Here is a 23,727-nt window from a genome sequence, read left to right as displayed (position 1 = left end):
TTTATTCGATATTATATTATGTAAGTTTTAGATTATATTTATATATTTGTAAGAAATGTATTAAAAATATGCATTTATAGAAAATGCTTTTGGTGTTATTTTGTTTTTACAAAACAGAGCATGAAGGTTCTAAATAAATCTAAATTATATAAAATTGAAAAAATCAAGTAGACTTTTTATTACTGTTTTTGTACTTCTTCTTGCGATGACAGGAAAAGCACAGACGATCGCATCAACGCAACAACAAAATGCAAGAGCTAGTGGATATGCAATTGTAGCATCCAGAAATCCGGGTAAAAGCTTTACGGTCCTAATGATAAAATGGGATGGTATTAATACGTTGGAATATAATGCTAATAAACAAATTAATTCAATCTGGCATCCTCAGGCAGTAGTAAAGGGTAATTCTTTTGATCAAGCCTTTGAAGCAAATAGTTTTAGTATGTATAGTTCCGTACTTGTAAGTGAGGCTGAGTTTGACAAATACAAAAGTACCGGTACAGATTGGTGGATTGTATGTTCTCCAATGCCGTCTTTTAGTAATTCAAGTTTAAATGTTTTACCAGATGGGAATGTAGGTATTGGTACGACAACAACAGGAGTTTATAAATTAGCAGTCGAAGGTTCAATTGCAGCGAGAGAAGTAAAAGTTCAGGCTTCAGGCTGGGCAGATTTTGTTTTCAAAAAAGAATACAATTTGCCAACGCTTCAAGAAGTTGAAAAACATATTGTCGAAAAAGGGCATTTAGAAAATATTCCAAGTGAAGAAGAAGTTTTGAAAGGCGGAATTAATCTAGGTGAAATGAATGCTAAATTATTGCAAAAAATCGAAGAATTGACGCTTTACCTTATTGAAGAGGAAAAGAAAAATAAAATACAATCAGAAGAAATTGAAAAGTCAAACAAGAAAATAGAACTTTTAATTATTGAGAACAAAGATCTTAAATCTATTTCTGATAGATTATCTCAGATTGAGCAAAAAATAAAATAAACCCCATGCCTTATATGGATCCTTTCGTTTGGCTTGCGATAACTAAAATCCAATAAAAGCTGTTTTAGCTTGCCCAAGTGAGAACTATGTTTGCTATAAAGCTATTGAAAGAAAATATAATTGTGTTAGAATAAACGCTCGCACAGCTTTTGAGGTGTTAATAATTCTTCTGTATTCAGAAAGATCGAAATGGATAAAGAGGCTGTATTTTTTCACGTTTTTTCTACATTTTATGTGACGTAAGTTTTGGTTTGTAGTGGTATATTTATAAAAATGACTTTAATTATTAAGTTGAAAAAATAATTTAAAAATGAAAAAAGTAAAATTGTCATCTTGTTTTGTAATAATGTTTGCATTGTTTACAATTAGTATTTATAGTCAGAGTACCTTGCCAATAGTAGGGTTTAATGATGCAAGTAATTATACAATTGGAACATATGGAGTGACAGGTTCTTCTGGTTTGGATTTGCACTGGCATGGAGGAATACGCTTTGGAGATAAAACCAGCCGTAATGTAATGGAGGTTGCTAACGGAAAAGTTGAAATCACAAGTACAGCAATCGTTGGTGGAGAAACATTGTTAAAATTAAGCGTGGGAGATGCTCCTCAGGATTATATCAAAATCGCTAATACTACAGGTTCAAATGGGCAATTCATACCTGCTTTACATGCATATCATGTTAGTGATAATAGAGCAGCTCTTTATATGATAAGTGCTGTTGAGTTAGCAAATGATACTGGAACAGAGCCTATCATGATCTTTGATTCGAGACTTAGTGACTCTTCAGTAAAAAATAGACCACTATTTTCATGGTATTCTTATGGGGATAAAAAGATGACCTTAACTTCAAATGGAAGTTTAGGTATTGGAACAGCAACTACAGGAACTCATAAACTTGCGGTCGAAGGTTCAATTGCAGCAAGAGAAATAAAAGTGCAGGCTACAGGCTGGGCAGATTTTGTTTTTAAAAAAGAATACAATTTGCCAACTCTTGAAGCAGTAGAAAAATATATTACCGAAAAAGGACATTTAGAAAATATTCCAAGTGAAGAAGAAGTTTTGAAAAACGGAATTAATCTGGGCGAAATGAATGCTAAATTATTGCAGAAGATCGAAGAAATGACGCTTTATATGATTGAGATGAAAAAAGAAAATGAAAAGCAAACGAAAGAAATTCAACTGTTAAGTGTTGAAAACAAAAATCTTGAATCTATTTCTGAAAGATTATATCAGATTGAACAAAAAATAAAATAAATGACCATGAATAAGCTTATATTGTTATTTATCCTTGTTGGGATGCCAAATGTTTTTTCTCAAAATAATGTTCCTCCAAGTGGGAGTGTTAATTTCGATACAAATTTAAAAATAGGTAAACAAGAAGCGCCTGCAAATACCGCAGGTGAGATTATTCGTTTATCGCTACGTCCTTATGGTCATACTGGTGGATTATGGGATTTTACAGCAAGGGATATTGCAGGTGCTGCATATCTTGATATAAATTATGGGCTTAATTCGGTTATAACATTTGGCGCTGATAAAAATGTAGGGATTGGAACAATAACTCCGCTGGCAAAACTAGAAGTTAAAGGCGGAAATATCTTAGTTAGAAATTCCTCAAACATTGATAATGAGTCTTCTATTATGATTGCACATTCTATAGGTTTAGGGAGCTATAATACTTTTGGAACTTCTATAAGAACAATTACCCAAAGTAGTGGTTATAATACATATGGAATGCAATTTTTTACACAAGAATTATATTCTACGGGTCAAACAGAAAAAATGAGAATTCTAGGTAACGGTAATGTAGGGATAGGTGTTCTTAACCCGCTAAATAAATTAGATGTTAACGGAATAATCCATTCAAAAGAAGTAAAAGTTGACATGATAGGCTGGGCAGATTTTGTTTTCAAAAAAAAATACAATTTACCAACGCTTGAAGAAGTTGAAAAACATATTGCCGAGAAAGGGCATTTGAAAAATATTCCAAGTGAAGAAGAAGTTTTAAAAAACGGAATTAATCTTGGTGAGATGAATGCTAAATTGCTTCAGAAAATAGAAGAAATGACTTTGTATATGATTGGTCAGAATAAACAAATAATCGATTTGCAACAAAGATTAGAAAAAGTAGAGTTACAGACAAGATAGTTTAAGACTATAAAAGTGTTAAAAAAGCAAGATTTGTGTCTTGCTTTTTTTTATTGCCATATTTTTTTTCTTACCCGTGTATTTTTATTAAATCCTTATTTTTTTTCTTAAAAATTATATGTATGCATAGTAATTTGTGAATTGGGTGTTTGATGTTTGATTTTAATTTAATAAATCGAACTGACGAATAGTTAAAATACTAGCTAAAAACATGCTAAATATTAATTTATTTTAACGTTTTTTTATTAATATTAAAAATATTTGTATTTTGGCTATATAAACTAACCAAAAACAAACCTAACATGAGAGTGTATTTACTAATTATGTTGTTTTTCAGCGGAATATCCTTTGCGCAGAATACAATTACTGGTTCTGTTACTGACGGTAACAAACAAGCTATTCCTGGTGCCAACATTGTTATTGTAGGAGATCGTAGTGGTGCTTCTACAGATTTTGATGGGACATTTAAATTAACTACTTCAACTAAACCGCCATTTACGATTAAAGTATCTGCAGTTGGATTTACTTCCAAGACAGTAAATGTTACATCGGCTAACCAAAAGATAGATGTGGTTTTGAAAGATGAAGAAAACAAACTGGATGAAATTGTAGTTTCTGCTTCAAGAACTCCTGAGCGTGTTTTGGAATCTCCGGTTACCATTGAGAGAATGGGAATTCAGGATATTAAAAAAACTGCTTCGCCATCTTTTTATGATGGTATGGAGAATATGAAAGAGGTACAGATGAATACAAGTAGTATGACTTTTAAATCTGTAAACACCAGAGGATTTGCAACTGTAGCAAATACTCGTTTCATGCAATTGGTTGACGGAATGGATAACTCATCTCCATTGTTGAATTTTGTACTTGGTAATATGATTGGAGTTTCTGAGATAGATGTTCAAAGTGTTGAGCTTTTACCGGGAGCTTCTTCTGCATTATATGGGGCAAATGCTTTTAACGGAATTTTGTTTATGAACAGTAAAAGTCCATTTACAAGTCAGGGTATTTCGACTTATTTGAAAATGGGGCAAACTTCTCAAAATGCTGCAGGTAACAATATATATTATGATTTTGGGATTAGAATGGCTCATGCATTCAATAAATATATTGCTGTCAAAGCTAACTTTACTTATATGAAAGCTACTGATTGGTATGCTACAGATTATAGTGATAAAACGACTGCCGGAATCGATAGAAGTAATCCGAATTATGATGGAATAAATGTTTATGGTGATGAAGTTTCTACAAACCTAAAAGGTGTAGGGCAATCATTGGCAAGTTTAGGATTGATTCCTGCTGGAGCTGTAAATTTATTGCCAAATACTAATGTTAGTAGAACTGGTTATAATGAAACAGATCTTACAGATAATAAAGCGGGTAATACAAAAATAGATTTTTCATTTCACGCAAGACCTTTTGGAGATGAAAGATTAGAAATTATCTGGCAAAGTAAATTTGGTTTTGGTAATGCTGTTTATCAGGGAGCAAACAGATATTATCTGAATAACTTCTCAATGCAACAACATAAAATAGAATTTAAAGGGAAGAACTTCTTTTTAAGAGGATATACAACATCAGAAGATGGTGGACAATCTTATGACATGGTGTTTACAGGGATCAATGTAGATAGAAAATGGAAAGATGATAAAACATGGTTTGGTCAGTATGCAGGAGCGTATATTCAGTCTACTTTAGGCGGAGCTACTCCTGAACAAGCACATTCGATTGCAAGAAGTACTGCTGACACAGGACGTTACGTACCGGGATCAGCAGCATTTAAAAATGCTTTCAATCAGGTAATTGCTGATGAAAGCGTATTGACAGGTTCTAAGTTGGTTGATAATTCAAGAATTTATCATTCTGATGCCAATTATAACTTTAAAGAAATGATAAAATGGGCTGAAATTCAGGTTGGAGGATCTTTTAGATTGTATGAGTTGAATTCGCACGGAAGAATCTATACAGATGCAAACGGTCCTATTAATTATAATGAATATGGAGCTTATACGCAATTAGCGAAAAAATTCATGGATGATAGATTAAAATTCACGGGATCTATTCGTTATGATAAATCAAAAAATTTCGACGGAAATTTTTCTCCTAGGTTAGCACTTGTTTATTCTGGAGGAGAAAAGAAGAATCATAATTTCAGAGGATCTTTTCAAACAGGTTTCAGAAATCCATCTACACAAGATCAATATATTGGTTTCAATATTGGAAATGCTGTTTTGCTTGGTTCTGCTCCTGATAACTTGGGAAGATTTAGTGAGACTTTTAATGTTAGTGCCGAAGGTCAATTATATAATGGCGGAAGTGCAACGAAAAATATGACAGGGTACGATGCTTATGATAACTCTTATATCGCAAGTTCAGTAACTGCTTTTGCTGCTATGGCAGGAAGTAATCCAATTGCGGCAGCAGCATTGTTGAAAAAAGCAAGAGCAAATTTGGTACAACCTGAAAAAGTAAAAGCTTTTGAGTTAGGATATCGTTCTGTTTTCGAAGGTTTTTCTATAGATGTAAACGGATATTATAATATTTACAATGACTTTATTGGTAACCTAAATGTTATTTCTACTTATTATGGAGAAGCTCAGGACAATCCTAATCTTGCTGCAGGACCATCAAATCCAGGTTTTCAATCTGTTCGTGCAATCCAAAATGGAGAATACAGGGCATACCAATTGTATACAAACTCAGATGTTGAAATTCATTCATTAGGTTTTGGTGTTGGACTTTCTAAAAAGGTAATTGCTGATTTTGAGTTAGGATTAAATTATAACTATGCACAATTTGATTTTGATCAGGCAAAAGATCCAAGTTTTGAAGCTGGTTTTAATACACCAAAACACAGAATTAAAGCGTCTCTTGGAAATGAGAAATTATTCAAAAACTTCGGATTTAATGTAAGCGGAAGATGGAATAGTGAATACATGTGGGAATCTAGTTTTGCTGATGGTTTAATTAAATCGGCTACAGTAATTGATGCGCAAATTAATTATGCAGTACCAGTATTGAAATCTGTTTTCAAAGTAGGAGCTGCAAATATTGGAGGAAAAGAATATGTTCAGGTAATTGGAGCAGGAGCTATTGGTCAGCAATATTTTGCTTCTTGGACAATCAATCCGTAATTGCAAAATCTCAGATAAAACAAATATGTTATTTACTTTTCTTTAAGAAAGATTTAGAAAGTGATAATTTTAAAATATATAAATTATGATAAAAAATTTCAAATGGCTTTTATTGGTTTCGTTGACCTTTGTAGCCTGTAATAGTGATGACAACGCTACAACAGTAGTAGATTCGTCTGATGGATTGCCTTTGACTGCCGGTTCTGCTAATTTTTCAAAATATGTTGCATTAGGAAATTCTTTAACTTCGGGGTTTAGTGATGGTGCATTGTTTAAAAAAGGTCAGGAAGGAGCTTATACTAATATTTTGGCACAACAATTTAAACTTGTTGGAGGCGGAGAATTTAAAATTCCATATACAAATGATAATATAGGAGGATTGCTTTTTGGAGGACAGGTGAATCCGGCTTTTGGGCCAAGATTGTATTTTAATGGTACAGCGCCGGTTCCGGTAAGCGGATCGTCTACAACAGAAGTTCTGAATCCTGCAATTCCTGCAGCCGGACCATATAACAATACAGGAGTTCCGGGTGCTAAGAGTTTTCATTTATTGTCTCCTACTTATGGAGCGGCAGCTGGTTTGGCAAACGGAACAGCAAATCCCTACTATGTGCGTTTTGCTCCAAACGGATCAACATCTGTATTGGCTTATGCAATGAGTCAGGCGCCAACCTTCTTTTCTTTATGGATTGGAAATAATGATGTATTGGGATATGCAACTTCGGGTGGAGATGGCTCAAACCCAATTACGCCGGCTTCTGGTGCGCCAGGTGTTGGTTTTGATGGAACTTATGGAGCTCTTGTGACTACTTTGACTTCGACAGGAGCAAAAGGAGTTGTGGCTAATATTCCATATGTAACTTCAATTCCGTTTTTTAAGACAGTTCCTTATAATCCTTTAACAGCAAAAGTTTTGGGAGGAGGCAGTGAAGCTGTTGGTGCGGCAACGATTAATGCTTTGAACGCGCAACTTTACGGGCCGTTAAACCAAGCGTTAACTGCTTTTGGTGCAGGAACAAGAATTAGCTTATTGTCTGCAACAGGATCAAATCCGCTATTGATAAAAGATGAGTCTTTAACAAACTTGTCTGCTCAGTTAACAGCTGCTTTTACACCTACTTTGGGTGCTCAGAAAGCTGCTTTCTATGGTGCGATTTTTGGACAAGCTCGTCAGGCAACAGCAACAGATTTAGTTCTTTTGACAACACAATCAGCAATTGGTGCGGCTCCAACAGCGGCGAATTCTGGATTAGGAATAGCGCCACCGGCACCATTAGATAAATTTGGAATCACATATCCGTTACAAGATAAATATGTTTTGATTCCAACAGAAGTTGCAGAATTAAAAACAGCAACAGATGCATTTAATGCAACTATAAAATCACTTGCAGATTCTAAAGGTCTTGCTTTTGTAGATGCAAACGCGATTATGAAGAAAATTGATGAAGGAGGAATTGTAGCTAATAACTACACAATGTTGTCAACATTTGTAACAGGAGGAACTTTCTCTTTAGACGGTGTTCATCCATCGCCAAGAGGTTATGCTTTTATCGCAAACAAATTTATTGAGGCGATCAATGCTAAATATGGATCAAACTTAAAAGGTGTAGATGTAGGTAAATACCCAATTCTATATCCGGCAGTATTACCGTAAAGCCAAATTTTTTTTAGTAAGAAAGCCGCGCATTTCTAAAATGTAGTGGCTTTTTTTTATTTCGATAAAAAATGCTTTTTTCTGTATTTGGAGCCTGAGTTTTAGGAATCAAACAAAATAATAGTATTTTTTATAAAAAAAAATTGATTTTATATTTTAAAAAATTATCTTTGCGCTCTGAAAAAAGAGGTATTTTCGATAAACCTAAATAGCTATTTAATAAATACATAAGTAATGTCAAAAGTAATAGGAAAAGTTGCTCAAATCATTGGACCAGTAGTTGACGTAGTTTTCAACGGTAAAGATGTTGAACTTCCAAAAATTTATGATTCACTAGAAATCACTAAAAAAGATGGAACATTATTAGTTCTAGAAGTGCAATCTCACATTGGAGAAAACACTGTTCGTACCATTTCTATGGACTCTACAGACGGTTTGTCAAGAGGATATGAAGTAGTTGGAACTGGTAATCCAATCCAAATGCCAATCGGTCCAGATGTATATGGAAGATTATTTAATGTAATTGGAGATGCAATTGATGGTTTAGGAAACTTGCCAAAAACAGGAGAAAACGGTTTGTCAATTCACAGACAAGCACCTAGATTTGAAGATCTATCAACTTCATCAGAAGTTTTATTCACAGGTATTAAAGTAATCGATTTGATCGAGCCTTATGCAAAAGGAGGTAAAATTGGATTGTTTGGTGGTGCAGGTGTTGGTAAAACAGTATTGATTCAGGAGTTAATCAACAATATCGCAAAAGGTCACGGTGGACTTTCAGTATTCGCAGGAGTAGGAGAAAGAACACGTGAAGGAAATGACTTACTTCGTGAGATGTTAGAGTCAGGAATTATTAAATATGGTGATGATTTCATGCACTCTATGGAAAATGGAGGATGGGATTTATCTAAAGTAGATATGCCAGGAATGAGAGAGTCTAAAGCTACTTTCGTTTTCGGACAAATGAATGAGCCTCCTGGAGCTCGTGCTCGTGTGGCACTTTCAGGATTATCTATCGCTGAGTATTTCCGTGATGGAGCTGGAACTGATCAAGGTAAAGACGTATTGTTTTTCGTTGATAACATCTTCCGTTTTACACAAGCAGGTTCTGAGGTATCAGCACTTTTAGGACGTATGCCTTCTGCAGTAGGATACCAACCAACTCTAGCAACAGAGATGGGAGCTATGCAAGAGCGTATTACATCTACAAACAAAGGATCTATTACATCTGTACAAGCGGTTTACGTTCCTGCGGATGACTTAACTGACCCGGCGCCGGCAACAACGTTTGCTCACTTAGATGCAACAACAGTATTGTCTCGTAAAATTGCTGAGTTAGGTATTTATCCAGCGGTTGACCCGTTAGATTCTACTTCAAGAATTTTGACTCCTCAAATCTTAGGAAATGAGCATTATGACTGTGCACAAAGAGTAAAAGAAATTCTTCAAAAATACAAACAATTGCAAGATATTATTGCGATCTTAGGTATGGAAGAATTATCTGAAGAAGATAAATTGTCAGTATCTAGAGCACGTCGTGTTCAACGTTTCTTATCTCAACCTTTCCACGTAGCGGAACAATTTACAGGTATTCCTGGAGTTTTGGTTGACATTAAAGATACTATCAAAGGATTTAACATGATTATCGACGGTGAGTTAGATCACCTTCCAGAAGCAGCTTTCAACTTGAAAGGTTCTATTCAGGATGCTATAGAAGCTGGAGAAAAAATGTTAGCTGAAGCTTAATATAATTATGAATTATGAGTTATAAATTATGAGTTTCAACTCACTTATAACTCATAACTTATAACTCATAACTAAAAAAAGATGATTTTAGAAATAGTATCACCAGAGGCAAAATTATTTTCAGGAGAAGTAACAGCTGTTACATTGCCTGGAGTTGATGGAAGCTTTCAAATATTGAATCACCACGCGCCTATCGTTTCTATTTTAGAAAAAGGAACTATTAAAATTGCAGCGCCAAGTTTCAATTTTCCTAAAGAGGTAGCGAGTAAATTCACGAAAGTAAATGACCAAACCTATACATTAGAGATTACGTCAGGTACTATCGAGATGAAAGACAATAAAATTATTGTATTAGTTGACTAAAACAATTTTAGAATAAATATAAAAAAGCCATTCGGATAACGAATGGCTTTTTTGTTTGTGTTTATTTTTGATTGTGCGATTTTGTATTATTGTACAATTCCCCAAAAGCCGCTGGAAACATATGCATTCACAGTTAATCCGGAGATAATTGCCCAAGCGATAATCCCGAAAGCACTTATTCCAAAAGCTTTTGCAAATTGAAGTTTAGCGCTTTTATTTATAAACTTGTAATAAAAGAGCGTGAAATAAAAGAGTTGAAATAGTAGAAAAAACAATGCCTGATAATTACCTGAGAGATGGAATAATAAAGAAATAGGCAAAATTAAAAGTGTATTGACCAATATACAAAAGCCTAACATGTACATTCCTGCGACTAAATGTTCTGTATAGTTGTAGTTTTCTTTTTTATAAAACAACCAAAAGAAAAATGCAGTAAGCGGTAATGCCATCATCGCCATTAGATTTGAATACTTTCTCATGAAATGAAGCATTTTTTCTTTTCGTTCATAAAGATGTATGATCTTTTCTTTTTGGATAGGATCTGAAATAGCGCTGAGTTCCTGATTTTCTTTTTGAATATCAACAGGAGGTGTTTCTTTTGGGATATTAGAAATGAAAACAAAAATAGCAGCAACCAATAAGAAAAAATTAAGCGGAGCAAAGTACTTTTTTCTTTTGCCATTGATATATTCTCTGGCTACAAGTCCACTTTTTAAGGCTAAGTCCCTAATAAGTTGAAAAATACCTTTGTCAGCATGTGTGAAATAATGAACAGCTTCATGAAAAACCTCGTGCGGACTTATACGATGCAAATTAACTTTTTGGCTGCATTCAGGACAATAATTGAAATCTGGATAATTAGGTGTTTCGCAGTTTTTACAAATAATTTTCATTTTTCTCTTTTTTAATGCAATATACAAATTAGTAAGAATCAGTTTATAATTTGAAAATTAGAGATATTAAGGCTTTAATTAACAATAATATTCGCTCTGAAACGAGGTAATGTCGGGGAATTTTAGAATAAAGATGAAAAGTTAGGTATCAATGTCGGTTTTTTTTATAGTCCATGTTTGAAGAAGATATATCTCTAATTGTATATAATGTCAGAAAATTAACAAAATATGCAAAAAACACGCAAAAAATATGCAAATTTTTTGCTTAATACATGATATATTTGTAAGTATATTAACACTTAAAAATATTATTATGAAAAAAGTTTTTTTAGTAATGCTGGTAATGACATTAGGTTTTGGGACAATGTCGCTAGCTAAAATTGACAATCCCAAAGTTGTAAATGTTGTATATGGCCCAACTTATACAGCGTCTTGGTTGGGAATTTGTTGTGAGTCAGCGCTTACAGCTGTAGAGCGCGATATTGTTAGTCGTGGGTATCCACCTACAACTCAGTATATGATTAAAAGTACTACAAGTAATTCAGTAACATATAGTATTTATCCATAATTTATACTGTTTATTAAACAGGAATAAAGTGTTCATTTCAAAATAAATATAAAAGCCATTCGTTGCGACGAATGGCTTTTTTGTTTATACTATTTTCAATTTATATATTTTGTTGATGCTATACCGTTTGATGTAAGATGAAAACAATCCTGTTCAATGAAAAAATTATTCATCCTTAACAAACTCCATAATATCTCCGGGTTGACATTCAAGAACTTCACAAATAAGTTCTAGAGTAGAAAACCGAATAGCCTTTGCTCTTCCTGTTTTCAGGACAGAAAGATTCGCTGTAGTAATGCCAATTCGTTCTGCTAGTTCGTTTGAACGCATTTTTCTTTTCGCAAGCATTACATCAAGATTCACAATGATTGGCATAATTATATTGTTAAGTCATTTTCATTTTGAAGATCATATCCATAGCTCAATAATTTTGCTAAAACGACTAGACATAATCCCATAAAGAGTGTTTGCCAGTTATATTCAACATAAGTATTTAGCTTCATGAATTGAAAGTTTGAATTTTCAACTTTTGGAATATAGTGATAATAGTTTATAGTTGATAAATATTGCGTCGTTATAATACTAATTATCATGTTTATAATTTGAAATGATATAAACGAATATCCTATAATTCGGATTCTGTTGTTTAGTAATTGATCAAATGCAAAATTAGTTCTTAACTGTTTGAACAATCGCATAAGATGATAGCTGACAAATAATGCTAAAAGTAATGGAAGATAATTTTTTACTAATATAGCAGCTTTAAAAAAGTAATTTTTGGGATTAATTAGAACATTAAAACCTGAACTGTCACCCTGTGGTTCTATATTGTCAAATTTCTTTTTAGCATAAAAATCTTTATCACTATAATTATAAACATCATAATTATTGACTTGGTAGGTTTTGTTTATTTTTTTATCATTTTTTATTTTATTAAAATCCGCATTCGATTCCTTATCCGTTCTTTTTGCAGATGTTCCGCTTGTTCTTGCTTCTTTATTGTTAAATAAAATTAAGGTGTCTGGAATACTTAACTGAATTTGGGTTTTTACTAAATATCCTTTTGAATGATGACTAATAGAATTGAATCCTCCTAAACTTCCATTTGGAATAAATTCAAAAATTATGGCAAATAATAGAACAAGCTGAAAGGTGCGAAAACTTAATCGCGATATAATATAAAGTACCGTTACTAATTTGTTGTTGTTTTTCATGGCTTTTTAGATTTTTATTGGATGTAAATATATTAAAATTATCGATAAACAATAATAAAAAATCTATAAACGATAATTTTTTATCTAGAAGAATTTTATTTCGATTAATTAAAACCCAGTACGATATATTCCTGTTTAGTGAATTAATGTTACATCATTTTATTTTTTTCTAACTTTGCTTTTATGAAATTACCGGAAAACCTGATTCAAAAGCTCGAAAATCGAAAGCAAAATAATTCGTTAAGACAATTGCCAAGTTTTAATAATCTTGTCGATTTTTCTTCAAACGATTATATTGGATTTTCAAAATCTGAAGCTATATTTAAACAGGCACATCATTATTTAATCGAAAATGAGATTATTCAAAATGGTGCAACCGGTTCGAGATTAATTTCGGGAAACCATTCCTTATACCAAATTGCAGAAACTTTTATCGCACAATTTCATGACGCTGAATCGGCTTTAATCTTTAATTCGGGTTATGATGCCAATGTTGGTTTTTTTAGCGCTTTACCGCAACGAAACGATGTTATTTTGTATGATGAATTAAGTCATGCTTCTATTCGCGACGGAATCGTAATGTCGAACGCAAAATCATATAAATTCAATCACAATGATTTTGAAGATTTGGAACGCCTTATCGTAAAATTTCCCGACACAACCATTTATATTGTTACCGAAACTGTTTTTTCTATGGATGGAGATTCTCCAAATTTAGAAGAACTTGTTGCGTTGTCTGAAAAATACAATTGTTATCTTGTAGTTGACGAAGCGCATACTTTGGGGGTTTTTGGAGAAAAAGGCGAAGGTTTGATGCAATATTTAGAATTGCATAATAGAATTTTTGCAAGAATCATGACTTTCGGAAAAGGTTTGGGATGTCATGGCGCTGCAGTTTTAGGAAGCACAGAACTGAAAGAATATCTGGTAAACTTCGCCCGAAGCTTTATTTATACCACAGGATTATCTCCACATTCGGTTTCTACAATTTTAACAGCATATTATCAACTTGATTTAGAAGCCGAAACAATCGAAAAACTGCGTCAAAATATTGTACTTTTCAATCAGCAGAAAAATTTATTAGGTTTAAAGCCAATGTTTGTTCGAAGTAAATCAGCCATACAATCTGCGATTATTCCGGGTAACGAAAATGTAAAACGTTTGGCTCAACAACTACAAGATAAAGGTTTTGATGTAAAGGCAATACTTTCGCCTACAGTTCCGGAAGGGCAAGAACGCCTTCGTTTTTGCATTCACAGTTATAATTCAGAAGTGGAAATTAATCAGATCTTAGAATTATTAGGAAATTTCGTATTTTAGCCCGCAGATAAAACCGATTATACGGGTTTACGCGGATTATTATGATTGATTTACTGCACAAAGAAATTTCTAAACCTATCTTAGGTATATTTTATGACGTTTACAATGAACTTGGTTATGGTTTTCTTGAGAAAGTATATCAAAATGCAATGTATTTTGAATTGATAGCGCAAGGTTATAAAGTAGAAGCTCAGAAGCAGATAAAGGTATTTTACAAAAACCAATTAGTGGGCGATTTTTATGCTGATTTGCTAGTTGAAGATACTATAATTGTAGAGCTAAAAGCATGTGAACATCTTATAAATTCGCATGTTGCTCAATTAATGAATTATTTAAAATCTACAGAAATTGAAGTTGGATTAGTTTTGAATTTTGGTGAAACTCCGGATTTTAAAAGATTAGTTTACACCAATAACAGAAAGCTAAACCTAAAAAATCTGCGATAATCGGTTAAATCAGTTTAATCCGTGTGCTATTAAAAAAAAAATACTGCTCTCAATGCCTTTATTTCCTCATTTTTTGAAAAAAGTTTAAATTTTTTTGTAACGTTTTGATTATTTGATTACTTACGAGCCGTAATCAAATAAACCAAAATAATTATGAAAAATATATCAACTTTAGCAAAAAGAGGCGTTTATAATCTTTTAATTTTTTTAACCGCCGTTCAGGTAAGTTATTCTTTAATAAATCACATTTTTTACGGAAAGCCAAAACCGGATATTATGGTAGTAATAATTTGTTTGCTAATATCAGCTTTTGCATCTTCAGAAAAGCAAGAATACAGTAAAGAATAAAGGAGTTTTAATCATCAAATCAATCAATAATAACAACAATCAAAACCAAACTATTATGAAAACATCAACTTCAGTTATCGAAAAAATATTCAATTATGTATTTGTCTCTGTAGCTTCTGCATTACTTGGATATGCATTAGTGAATCAATTTGTGCTAAGCCATCCAAACAAAGATTTGCTGCTTATTGCAATCTGTTTATTTTTTGCTTCATTAGCTTCTTGGCAGAGAAAAAAATATAGTAAATCATAAGTTAGTCAATCATCAATCAAACAAAATCAAAAGAATCAATCAAATTATCATCAATCACTTAATCAATCAACAAAATGAAAAAAATATTTACATTAGCAATAGTAGCATTTGCATTAATTTTTAGCGGAACAGCAAAAGCGCAGACAAAATCTCCAAAACTTGAAAATTCACTTTTGTGGGAAGTATCTGGAAACGGATTGTCAAAACCAACTTATTTGTATGGAACGATTCATATGATTTGTTCAGGAGATTATTTTCTATCGGATAAAACAAAAAAAGCATTTGATGTCTCTGAGAAATTAGTTTTGGAAATTAATTTTAATGATCCAAAAGAAATGAGCGATATGCAGCAAATGGCAATGGGGAAAGAACCTTTAACTAAAAAACTAAGTCCGGAACAAATATCCAAATTAGATGCGATCCTGAAAAAATCAGCCGGAATGACTATTCAGCAAGTAGATGCTTTTAGTTTAGTGACGGTGATGAGTTTAATTTCGATGAAGACTTTTGGCTGTAATGATTTGAAATTCTATGAAATGGATTTTATCGAAAAAGCTAAGGCTAAAAATAAGGAAATTGCCGGATTAGAAACGGTGAAATCTCAGTTTAAATCCTTAGAAGATGCTTATTCTGATAATGAAATGATTGCTATGTTGGAGGAATCAGATACGGAATTAACCAAAGAAATGGTGGTAGCTTACAAACAGGAAAATTTAGAAGATTTATATAAAGTTACAACTACTGAAAATGTAATGAATGATAAAGCAAAACAACATATGCTTTACGAAAGAAATTTAAATTGGGTAAAAACTTTACCTGAAATGATGAAAAAAGAAAGCTTATTTGTAGCAGTTGGATCTGCGCATTTGGCGGGTGATTTAGGATTAATTAATTTATTGAAAAAAGCAGGATATACAGTAAAACCAGTAATGAAATAGTATTGTTTTGAAAGAAAGAGAGCAAGAATTTTTAAATAGGATCGAAAAGCACAAAGGAATCTTGTACAAAGTTTCTAAGATGTATATGGATAATCATGATGATCAACAAGATTTGTTTCAGGAGATTGTTTGTCAACTTTGGAAATCGTATGATTCCTTTAGAAATGAAAGTCAGTTTTCGACCTGGATGTATCGCGTTGCCGTAAATACTGCCATTGTTTTCCTTAGAAAAGAAAAACGAAAGGTGGATAAATACGAAATCGCTTCAGAAAACATTAAGGACGACGAAGGTGACTCACATATAAAAGAAAGTCAGATTGATCACTTTTATAAAGCTGTTCAAAAACTGGAAAAAATTGATAAAGCAATCATTTTTTATCAACTCGAAGGTTTCTCACACAAAGAAATAGGAGATAATCTTGGAATTTCTGAAGGAAATGCCAGAGTGAAATTAAACAGAGCAAAAGAAAAATTAAAAGAAATTATTAAAAATCAAGGATATGGATTTTAACGATATACAAAACGCATGGAACAACGAAAAGACTGAAAATGTCGTTCTTCCAAACAATTTAGAAAAAATACAAGAAGCGAATACGCCATTAGATAAGATTAGAAAAAATCTTAAAAAGGAATTTATTTATCAGGTTTTTTCAATCATCTTCATCGGGTTTATTCCAACGTTTTATGATTTTCCTCCAAAAATGACAACTTTGTATTACTTGCTTTTCAGTCTTTTTGTAGCAGTTTGCATTTATTATTTGGCAAAATTCTATTTCTTTTACAAAAGATTGAGTTCAATAACCTTAAAGACAAAAGACAATTTATACGAAACATACTTTGATATAAGGTTGAATATGGAGCTTTATAAAACCTTTGGATTTGCTTTGACGCCTTTTTTAATCCTTTATTTAATAGGTTTTCTGTATTTAAAGTTTGCTGACGCTCCGGGTTTTCTGTCAAATGATTTTACAAACTTTCAATTAGGTGCCTTATTTTCGATTGTAGTTTTTACTATGCTTTTTATGGCAATTTCTCTAGAATGGTGGGTACATAAGTTTTATGGTAAGTTTGCCAAAGAAATCAAGAAAGTTATAGACGAATTAAAAGAAGAATAGAAAAAACAGAACCCATCGTAATGATGGGTTTATTGTTTATTGGTATTTTTGCATCATGGCTCACGGATATGACGAATCGAACAGATTTACACTGATTATCTTGTTGAGTTTTTGCAAATAAAAAAAAACAAATCCGCGGTAAACCCGTTCAATCAGTTTTATCTGCGGTCCATATCATTATGAAAATATTCGTAACAGGAATTTCAACGGATGTTGGTAAAACCATAGCTTCCTCAGTTATTGTTGAGTCTTTAGAAGCTGATTATTGGAAACCCATCCAGGCAGGAGATTTAGACAATTCAGACAGTCACAAAATCCAATCTAAAATCTCCAATCTAAAATCTAAAATTTTCGAAAACGCTTATAAGTTAAATACGCCTGCAAGTCCGCATTTGGCTGCAGAAATAGATGAAATTACAATTGATTTAAAGGAAATAAAAGAACCGGAAACGGAGAATCATTTAGTAATCGAAGGCGCCGGAGGAATTTTTGTTCCGCTAAATGAAACGGATACAATTATAGATTTAATCAAACCCGATTATAAAGTAATTGTTGTTTCGAGACATTATTTAGGAAGTATCAATCATACTTTATTAACGATCGAAGCAATTCGGAATCGTGGTTTTGAAGTTGCAGGGATTATCTTTAGCGGAAGCGAAAACAAATCTACTGAAAGTTTGATTCTGAATAAAACTGGTATAAAATCCATTGGAAGAATTGATGAAGAACCGTATTTCGATCAAAATGTAATTCGCGAATATGCTGAATTATTTAGAGAGAATTTGTTGGCTCTAGAGAAATCTAAAATCTAAAATCAGAAATCTACAATTTACAAGTGATGACATTAACAGAAAAAGACAGCCAATATCTTTGGCATCCTTATACACAACACAAAACGTCGCAAACTCCAATCGCAATTTCCAGAGGTGAAGGTGCATTGCTTTGGGACGAAAACAATAAAGAATATATTGACGCAATTGCTTCTTGGTGGGTAAATCCGTTTGGGCATAGTAATAAAATTATTGCTGATGCGATTTACAAACAATTAACGACTTTAGAACATGTTTTGTTTGGCGGTTTTACGCATGAACCGGCTATAAATGTTGCAGAGAAACTTATCGAAATCTTGCCAAAGAATCAGCAAAAAATATTCTTTTCTGATAATGGTTCAACTGCAGTTGAAGTGGCGATAAAAGTCGCTTTACAATATTTCTTTAATAAAGGCGAAAAACGAACTACAATTATTGCTTTCGAAAATGCTTTTCATGGAGATACTTTTGCGGCAATGGCAGCAAGCGGAATTTCATTTTATACACAAGCTTTTCAAGGAATGTTTATTGATGTAGTTAGAATTCCGGTGCCGGTAAAAGGGCAGGAGCAAGAGAGTTTTGACGCTTTAAGAAATGTGATTCAAAATCATAATTGCGCCGGATTTATTTTTGAACCTTTGGTACAAGGTGCAGCTGGAATGGTAATGTATGAACCGGAAGCTTTGGCAAAATTGATTCAGATTTGTAACGAAAATAAAGTCTTAACTATTGCCGATGAAGTGATGACAGGTTTTGGTAAAACAGGAAAAACCTTCGCAATGGATTATGTTTCGGAAGTTCCGGATATGATTTGCTTGTCTAAAGCGTTAACCGGAGGAACAATCCCGATGGCGATTACGACATTTACGCAAGAGGTTTTCGATGCTTTTTATGATGATGATATTAATAAAGCATTATTTCACGGACATACTTTTACAGCAAATCCTACTGGTTGTGCGGCAGCGCTTGCAAGTATTGATTTGTTGCAAACAGAAGAAATGCAAGCTAATATTCAAAGAATCAATACAAGTCATTTGAACTTTCAGAAGAAAATTGAAAAACATTCAAAAGTAATTACCGCCAGAACTCTTGGGGTTATTTTTGCAGTTGAAATTAAATCAGATTCAGATGAAAGTTATTATGGATCGATGCGAACAAAACTCTACAATTTCTTTATTGAAAATGGTATTGTTTTGAGACCAGTCGGAAATATTGTTTACATTCTTCCACCGTATATAATGACAGACGAACAACTTCAAAAGGTATATAAAACAATCGAAGAAGCTATCGAAATGGTATAATTTTGGCCCACAGATTTAACGGATGCAACGGATTTCCGCCGATTATTAATTTTAATCTTTGTAAATCAGTTAAATCTGTGTCATCAGCGTGCCATTTTACAAAACTTCGCGAACTTTGCGATTAAATAAAATAAAGTGAATACACAAAAAATATCCATAACAGCTTTTTCTTCTATTTCTCCTTTGGGAAATAATGCTGAGGAAGTTTGGGGAAAATATCTCGACAATAAACATTGTTTTTCTAAGCAATTTTTAGATCAACAAGACACTTCGGTTGCGGCACTTGATGCTGAGTCGAAGCAAATTGTTGCTGAAATTAGGGAATCAGATCCTAAATATAAATTCTTAGATGATTCTGTTTTGTTTGCTTTGGCAGCTTCTCGTAAAGCAGTTGAACAGGCAGGATGGAAATCAAATGATGTTTTTGGAATCAACATCGGTTCTTCGCGAGGTGCTACAGATTTATTCGAGAAACATTATAAAGAATATATCGATACCGGAAAAGCACAGACTTTGGCATCGCCTACAACAACGTTAGGGAATATTTCGTCTTGGATTGCACACGATTTACAAAGTGTTGGCCCTGAAATTTCTCATTCTATTACTTGTTCAACCGCACTTCATGCTTTATTAAATGGATTTGCTTGGTTGAAATCCGGAATGGCCGATAAGTTTTTGGTTGGTGGAAGTGAAGCTCCTTTAACGGATTTTACAATTGCACAAATGCGTGCTTTAAAAATATATTCGCGTATTAATCAAACAGAAGAAGAGTGGCCAAATCTGGCTTTTGATTTTGAGAAAACTCAAAACACGATGATTCTGGGCGAAGGTGCTGCAGTTTGTTGTTTGGAGGCTGGCGAAAAAGAAAATGCAATCGCTTATGTAACCGGAGTTGGATATGCAACAGAGATTTTGGAGCATAATATTTCAATTTCTGCTGAAGCGGATTGTTTTCAGAAATCGATGAAAATGGCTTTGAAAGATGAGAATTTAGAAGATATTGATGTGATTGTAATGCATGCTCCGGGAACAATAAAAGGTGATTTAACTGAATTGCGCGCTATCGAAAAAGTCTTTGGATCTCAATTGCCTTTATTGACTACTAATAAATGGAAAATTGGTCACACTTTTGGGGCTTCGGGAATATTGAGTTTAGAACTTGCTCTTTTAATGATGCAAAATGACACTTTTATTGAAGTTCCATTTGGAGAAAAACAAAATCAATCTGAAAAATCAATTAAGAAAGTACTAATAAATGCTGTTGGTTTTGGAGGAAATGCAGTTAGTATCTTAATCGAAAAACGATAATCTATACTTTAAGAGATACATTATAATATAATTAAGGTGAATAAAAAAATCCATTCTGTTTTTGCGCAGAATGGATTTTTTATTTTGTGAAGATGCTTAACGCTATATTGTTAAGAAACTATTGAAATATGATTTTTTTGGTTGCTATAAAGTCGTTTTCTAAAGTAACTTTTACCAATAAAACCTGAGTACTTGATTGTAGGTTTTGTATTTGTAATTCAGCGGTGTTAACTTTCTTTTTATTATAAAGAAGTTTTCCTGTAATGTCATAAATAGCCACTTCTTTGATGTTTTCTTTAGTAGAAGTTACTTTTATTGTTTTCTCTTTTACAGAAACTAAAAGATCATCTTCAGTATTTTCAAAATCTCCTGTTCCAAGAGTTTTCTTGATATAAGAAATTGTAAAACGATCCGAAAAAGTACCTATCGCAGTTGTAAATGTATAATTGCCAGCTTTTAAATCTGTAATTTTTCCAGTTGTTCTGTCTTCAAGATATACTTCCTGATTATTGAAAAATCCGTCAAGATGATCGATCGCAATTGTAAAATCACCCGCAACTGTACTTTTGTACCCTAAAGGGACTCTGTCAGCATCTGTGAATGGTAAAGCACGACCCTGAATACTCAATTTTGTTGCGTCATTAATACTGTAGAAATCTACAAAAGTATTACCGTTGTTTGTAGTAGCATCATAATTAACATCCCATTCATTTGTTGCACCTTCGATATAACCAACCAAAATTTGTTTGAAAGCTCCTTGATTACTGGTAAGATTTAACCATATACGATTTTTCTCTATAGCACTTGTTTTTGTTGTTTTGTAAAATTGATCGTTGCTTCCGCCTATTCTCATATCATTTGTAAACTTAACAACTCCAGGTCCTGAAGCTTTCATAAAGAAAGATTGACAGGCAGCTATTTTACCTGACGGTGCAGCTTCGTAAGTTCCGTTTGGCAATTTTGCTCCTGTAGAAGTCGATCCTGATAACGTAAAAACTGCATAATCATTACTGGTATAATCATAAGAACCGCCAGGAGAAGGCGTACTGCTTGGCGGAGAATTGTGTGTCCAAAAGTATAGTGCTCCAACATCTACAGATGGAGAAGCATCATGGTTAATTTTAATAAATTTTTCTGCATCTATTGCCGATGGATAAGGATTTCCAATTAAACTCCATTTTGTAGCATAAAGTGTGACAGAATAATCTCCATTATTTGGAACACCTGTAAAAACCGCAGGATAAACTGCAGGAACAGTAAGTGAGAAACTTTGTGGTGCTCTGACGGTATATCCTATAGCAGGTTTCATTTCTTTTGTTCCATTTAAATCTATGTCCCATGCCCCTGCTGAAGAATTATAACTTTGATATTTGTCTAATAACGTATTTGGAGATAAGTCGTGCATTGTATAAATTGGTACTCTGGTTATTGGTGTTGACCAATAAGTGAAATCATAGCGACGAACAAGATCTGTATTACGTTGATAGATAATATTACCGGTGTTTGTATTAGTAGTTCCGTTAGTTTGTAATAAACTTGAATTGTTCTGAAATGTTAGAGATCCTCCAGACACAACATTTAGCGCATTTTTAATGTTTAAAGTACGTCCTGCGGGTACAATAATATTAACTCCCGAATTAATGGTGCAGGAACAAGCTTCTATATCTGCTGTTATTGTAAATGGTCCAGCAAATATGGCGCTTTTGGTTGCATTTGGATCACCGGTAGACCATGTTGTTCCGTCCCAGGTTGTAGACGATTGATTTGTAATTGTAACTTCAGCGCTTGAAGGCGACATAAAGCAAGAGTTGTAAACTTTATAAGTGTATTTTCCAACCGGAATTCCTGTAAGTGTAATTGATGTTCCTGAGCCCACAGTTTTAACTGCTCCCGGAGTTCTTTCAACAGTCCATGATCCGCTAGCTGGCAGGTCGCTTAATGTAATTGTTCCTAAAATCGTACACGTGGTATTTGTGAAACTACTGATTGTTGGAGGTGTTAACAAAAATGTCGTTGCGGGTGTATTATTAAATTCAACTGTGTTTAAGGAAGGATCGACTCCGGTAACTTTTCCGGTATTTATAATTTTACCTGCAGTAACATCTGCTGCTGTAATGGTATAAACTCCTGTTAGAGTTGTTTTTGCACCAACGGCCAGTGATGCAATTGGATTTCCGGATATTGCTATTCCTGTTAAGGCATCGGTAACTTTAATGTCAGTGATAGGAACTTCTCCAGTATTGGTTACCTCAAAGGTGTAGTTTATTTTGTCTCCAACTTTTCCGCAAGATGTTAATGTACCTTTTGTAACCAAAGTTAACTCCGCGATTTTTAGTGAATTAGTATTAAAAGCTATAAAAGCACAATCTGAATTTCCGGAAAAAGTCACTATAAAACGATCCACACTTGCCGCATTTGCTGCTGTAATACCAAAATCGCTGGTTTCAATTGCCAACATTCGAATGTTTCTGGTTGCAGCAGGTGTATATGCTCTGGCAGCATTATCAGCTCGGAATAAATCCAAGCTATAAGTGCCTATAGCTGACATTGAACCAAAATTTGTAGATAAGGCATGACCCACAATATTATTGTCTTTGTCTACAAATTTGAAAACATCTTCAGTACCTCCCGGATCTGCAACCTGAGTCACAATTAAATCAGGAATGTTGTCACCAAGACCATTGAGGTTCAGGTTGTTTGTTCCTATTTTAAATTCGGTAGAACCTGCTTTTATATTTGCAATACCTGTTCCAAGAGTTAAACCGTTAATTCCATCTGTAAGTCGGGAAGCAAGTTCGGCACCTGTTGAAGTTGCTCCTGCAAGTGGGGGAATTAATTTTGTGATTGCATCGTCTCCGTCTATTTTTGAGCCTTGTAAAAAGTACATAGACGTTGCATCCAAACCTAACGTTTGAATTTTTAGTGCTCTAAATTTTTGAGGGATATAAGTAATAGGTTTTCCATTTAGAATATTGTCATTTACTCCGGTAGAGTATATTTTATTATTCCATTCAAAAGCCAGTAAATTGTTTTCAGTGTCAGGTCTGTTTCCTGCAGCAGTTACGCCATTTGATTTCCAATAGCCGTTCCAGTCTGTGTATATTGTTGTTATTTTGGTTTGACTCGACATCTTAAAAGAAATCAATAGAAAAAACAATACGATTTTTGATATAAAAAAGG

The 23,727-nt window shown here is 33.4% G+C and carries 22 protein-coding genes; 18 read left to right on the top strand and 4 right to left on the bottom strand.

From position 1 onward, the window contains the following. Positions 1 to 154: 154 nt before the first annotated feature. The 7 genes from WN975_RS18395 (at position 155) to WN975_RS18365 (ending at position 10,037) form a co-directional block, all read left to right on the top strand. A complete protein-coding gene (locus WN975_RS18395) occupies positions 155 to 991 on the top strand; it encodes a tail fiber protein (RefSeq protein WP_337967768.1) in 837 nt (278 codons plus the stop codon). A gap of 310 nt (positions 992 to 1,301) precedes the next feature. Beyond that, positions 1,302 to 2,246: a hypothetical protein gene (locus WN975_RS18390; RefSeq protein WP_337967767.1), complete on the top strand. Its 945-nt coding sequence runs from the start codon at positions 1,302 to 1,304 to the stop codon at positions 2,244 to 2,246. A gap of 6 nt (positions 2,247 to 2,252) precedes the next feature. Continuing rightward, positions 2,253 to 3,140 carry a hypothetical protein gene (locus tag WN975_RS18385; protein WP_337967766.1) on the top strand — a complete coding sequence of 296 codons (888 nt, stop codon included), beginning with the start codon at positions 2,253 to 2,255 and terminating at the stop codon, positions 3,138 to 3,140. A gap of 302 nt (positions 3,141 to 3,442) precedes the next feature. Continuing rightward, a complete protein-coding gene (locus WN975_RS18380) occupies positions 3,443 to 6,274 on the top strand; it encodes a TonB-dependent receptor (RefSeq protein WP_337967765.1) in 2,832 nt (943 codons plus the stop codon). Between the two features lie 85 nt (positions 6,275 to 6,359). Further along, a complete protein-coding gene (locus tag WN975_RS18375) occupies positions 6,360 to 7,928 on the top strand; it encodes a G-D-S-L family lipolytic protein (RefSeq protein ID WP_337967764.1) in 1,569 nt (522 codons plus the stop codon). Between the two features lie 234 nt (positions 7,929 to 8,162). Beyond that, on the top strand, positions 8,163 to 9,674 hold the full coding sequence (atpD, locus tag WN975_RS18370) for a F0F1 ATP synthase subunit beta (protein WP_099709938.1): 1,512 nt from the start codon (positions 8,163 to 8,165) through the stop codon (positions 9,672 to 9,674). A gap of 81 nt (positions 9,675 to 9,755) precedes the next feature. Further along, on the top strand, positions 9,756 to 10,037 hold the full coding sequence (locus WN975_RS18365; RefSeq protein ID WP_099709937.1) for a F0F1 ATP synthase subunit epsilon: 282 nt from the start codon (positions 9,756 to 9,758) through the stop codon (positions 10,035 to 10,037). 86 nt (positions 10,038 to 10,123) lie between these two features. Here WN975_RS18365 and WN975_RS18360 read toward each other — a convergent pair whose 3' ends face one another. Then, on the bottom strand, positions 10,124 to 10,930 hold the full coding sequence (locus WN975_RS18360) for a DUF3667 domain-containing protein (protein WP_337967763.1): 807 nt from the start codon (positions 10,928 to 10,930) through the stop codon (positions 10,124 to 10,126). A 334-nt stretch (positions 10,931 to 11,264) separates the two neighbouring features. Here WN975_RS18360 and WN975_RS18355 point away from each other — a divergent pair, with 334 nt between their 5' ends. Next, on the top strand, positions 11,265 to 11,498 hold the full coding sequence (locus WN975_RS18355) for a hypothetical protein (protein ID WP_337967762.1): 234 nt from the start codon (positions 11,265 to 11,267) through the stop codon (positions 11,496 to 11,498). Positions 11,499 to 11,663: 165 nt separating this feature from the next. Here WN975_RS18355 and WN975_RS18350 read toward each other — a convergent pair whose 3' ends face one another. Both WN975_RS18350 and WN975_RS18345 read right to left on the bottom strand, forming a co-directional pair. Further along, the gene (locus WN975_RS18350; protein WP_121328340.1) at positions 11,664 to 11,873 is read right to left on the bottom strand and encodes a helix-turn-helix transcriptional regulator; all 210 of its coding nucleotides are present in this window, start codon (positions 11,871 to 11,873) and stop codon (positions 11,664 to 11,666) included. 2 nt (positions 11,874 to 11,875) lie between these two features. Next, a complete protein-coding gene (locus tag WN975_RS18345; RefSeq protein WP_337967761.1) occupies positions 11,876 to 12,712 on the bottom strand; it encodes a DUF2975 domain-containing protein in 837 nt (278 codons plus the stop codon). Positions 12,713 to 12,895: 183 nt separating this feature from the next. On the opposite strand from WN975_RS18345, the gene WN975_RS18340 reads away from it, so the two are divergent. The 10 genes from WN975_RS18340 (at position 12,896) to WN975_RS18295 (ending at position 20,547) form a co-directional block, all read left to right on the top strand. Further along, complete coding sequence (locus tag WN975_RS18340) at positions 12,896 to 14,032, top strand: pyridoxal phosphate-dependent aminotransferase family protein (protein WP_337967760.1); 1,137 nt, start codon at positions 12,896 to 12,898, stop codon at positions 14,030 to 14,032. A 41-nt stretch (positions 14,033 to 14,073) separates the two neighbouring features. Beyond that, entirely contained in the window at positions 14,074 to 14,478 is a 405-nt protein-coding gene (locus WN975_RS18335; protein WP_337967759.1) for a GxxExxY protein, read from the top strand. A gap of 153 nt (positions 14,479 to 14,631) precedes the next feature. After that, positions 14,632 to 14,826, top strand: a complete 195-nt coding sequence (locus WN975_RS18330; protein WP_337967758.1) for a hypothetical protein — start codon at positions 14,632 to 14,634, stop codon at positions 14,824 to 14,826. 55 nt (positions 14,827 to 14,881) lie between these two features. Then, complete coding sequence (locus tag WN975_RS18325) at positions 14,882 to 15,076, top strand: hypothetical protein (RefSeq protein ID WP_337967757.1); 195 nt, start codon at positions 14,882 to 14,884, stop codon at positions 15,074 to 15,076. Between the two features lie 74 nt (positions 15,077 to 15,150). Beyond that, on the top strand, positions 15,151 to 16,014 hold the full coding sequence (locus tag WN975_RS18320; protein WP_337967756.1) for a TraB/GumN family protein: 864 nt from the start codon (positions 15,151 to 15,153) through the stop codon (positions 16,012 to 16,014). A 7-nt stretch (positions 16,015 to 16,021) separates the two neighbouring features. Then, positions 16,022 to 16,525 carry an RNA polymerase sigma factor gene (locus WN975_RS18315; protein ID WP_337967755.1) on the top strand — a complete coding sequence of 168 codons (504 nt, stop codon included), beginning with the start codon at positions 16,022 to 16,024 and terminating at the stop codon, positions 16,523 to 16,525. Continuing rightward, complete coding sequence (locus WN975_RS18310) at positions 16,515 to 17,129, top strand: hypothetical protein (RefSeq protein WP_337967754.1); 615 nt, start codon at positions 16,515 to 16,517, stop codon at positions 17,127 to 17,129. The genes WN975_RS18315 and WN975_RS18310 overlap by 11 nt, the downstream gene beginning before the upstream one ends. A 179-nt stretch (positions 17,130 to 17,308) precedes the next feature. Beyond that, positions 17,309 to 17,941 carry a dethiobiotin synthase gene (gene bioD / locus WN975_RS18305; RefSeq protein WP_337967753.1) on the top strand — a complete coding sequence of 211 codons (633 nt, stop codon included), beginning with the start codon at positions 17,309 to 17,311 and terminating at the stop codon, positions 17,939 to 17,941. Between the two features lie 26 nt (positions 17,942 to 17,967). After that, a complete protein-coding gene (gene bioA, locus WN975_RS18300) occupies positions 17,968 to 19,239 on the top strand; it encodes an adenosylmethionine--8-amino-7-oxononanoate transaminase (protein ID WP_337967752.1) in 1,272 nt (423 codons plus the stop codon). A 135-nt stretch (positions 19,240 to 19,374) separates the two neighbouring features. Continuing rightward, positions 19,375 to 20,547, top strand: a complete 1,173-nt coding sequence (locus tag WN975_RS18295; RefSeq protein WP_337967751.1) for a beta-ketoacyl synthase N-terminal-like domain-containing protein — start codon at positions 19,375 to 19,377, stop codon at positions 20,545 to 20,547. 118 nt (positions 20,548 to 20,665) lie between these two features. On the opposite strand, the gene WN975_RS18290 is transcribed toward WN975_RS18295, so the two are convergent. Continuing rightward, positions 20,666 to 23,677 (bottom strand): T9SS sorting signal type C domain-containing protein, encoded by a 3,012-nt coding sequence (locus WN975_RS18290; RefSeq protein ID WP_337967750.1) that lies wholly within the window; start codon positions 23,675 to 23,677, stop codon positions 20,666 to 20,668. Positions 23,678 to 23,727: the final 50 nt, after the last annotated feature.

The organism is uncultured Flavobacterium sp. (assembly GCF_951805225.1).
In the GTDB taxonomy this organism is placed as follows: Bacteria; Bacteroidota; Bacteroidia; order Flavobacteriales; family Flavobacteriaceae; genus Flavobacterium.
Note: the sequence above shows the minus strand (reverse complement) of the source record. Positions and strands in the feature narration are given on the sequence as shown.

Bases quoted from the DNA above. Each gene is read 5' to 3' on its own strand.
- WN975_RS18375 (WP_337967764.1), top strand. From the start codon at position 6,360: ATGATAAAAAATTTCAAATGGCTTTTATTGGTTTCGTTGACCTTTGTA.
- WN975_RS18360 (WP_337967763.1), bottom strand. From the start codon at position 10,930: ATGAAAATTATTTGTAAAAACTGCGAAACACCTAATTATCCAGATTTC.
- WN975_RS18325 (WP_337967757.1), top strand. From the start codon at position 14,882: ATGAAAACATCAACTTCAGTTATCGAAAAAATATTCAATTATGTATTT.
- WN975_RS18345 (WP_337967761.1), bottom strand. From the start codon at position 12,712: ATGAAAAACAACAACAAATTAGTAACGGTACTTTATATTATATCGCGA.
- WN975_RS18330 (WP_337967758.1), top strand. From the start codon at position 14,632: ATGAAAAATATATCAACTTTAGCAAAAAGAGGCGTTTATAATCTTTTA.
- WN975_RS18320 (WP_337967756.1), top strand. From the start codon at position 15,151: ATGAAAAAAATATTTACATTAGCAATAGTAGCATTTGCATTAATTTTT.
- bioA (WP_337967752.1), top strand. From the start codon at position 17,968: ATGACATTAACAGAAAAAGACAGCCAATATCTTTGGCATCCTTATACA.
- WN975_RS18385 (WP_337967766.1), top strand. From the start codon at position 2,253: ATGAATAAGCTTATATTGTTATTTATCCTTGTTGGGATGCCAAATGTT.
- WN975_RS18350 (WP_121328340.1), bottom strand. From the start codon at position 11,873: ATGCCAATCATTGTGAATCTTGATGTAATGCTTGCGAAAAGAAAAATG.
- WN975_RS18390 (WP_337967767.1), top strand. From the start codon at position 1,302: ATGAAAAAAGTAAAATTGTCATCTTGTTTTGTAATAATGTTTGCATTG.
- bioD (WP_337967753.1), top strand. From the start codon at position 17,309: ATGAAAATATTCGTAACAGGAATTTCAACGGATGTTGGTAAAACCATA.
- WN975_RS18380 (WP_337967765.1), top strand. From the start codon at position 3,443: ATGAGAGTGTATTTACTAATTATGTTGTTTTTCAGCGGAATATCCTTT.
- WN975_RS18335 (WP_337967759.1), top strand. From the start codon at position 14,074: ATGATTGATTTACTGCACAAAGAAATTTCTAAACCTATCTTAGGTATA.
- atpD (WP_099709938.1), top strand. From the start codon at position 8,163: ATGTCAAAAGTAATAGGAAAAGTTGCTCAAATCATTGGACCAGTAGTT.
- WN975_RS18310 (WP_337967754.1), top strand. From the start codon at position 16,515: ATGGATTTTAACGATATACAAAACGCATGGAACAACGAAAAGACTGAA.
- WN975_RS18355 (WP_337967762.1), top strand. From the start codon at position 11,265: ATGCTGGTAATGACATTAGGTTTTGGGACAATGTCGCTAGCTAAAATT.
- WN975_RS18340 (WP_337967760.1), top strand. From the start codon at position 12,896: ATGAAATTACCGGAAAACCTGATTCAAAAGCTCGAAAATCGAAAGCAA.
- WN975_RS18365 (WP_099709937.1), top strand. From the start codon at position 9,756: ATGATTTTAGAAATAGTATCACCAGAGGCAAAATTATTTTCAGGAGAA.
- WN975_RS18290 (WP_337967750.1), bottom strand. From the start codon at position 23,677: ATGTCGAGTCAAACCAAAATAACAACAATATACACAGACTGGAACGGC.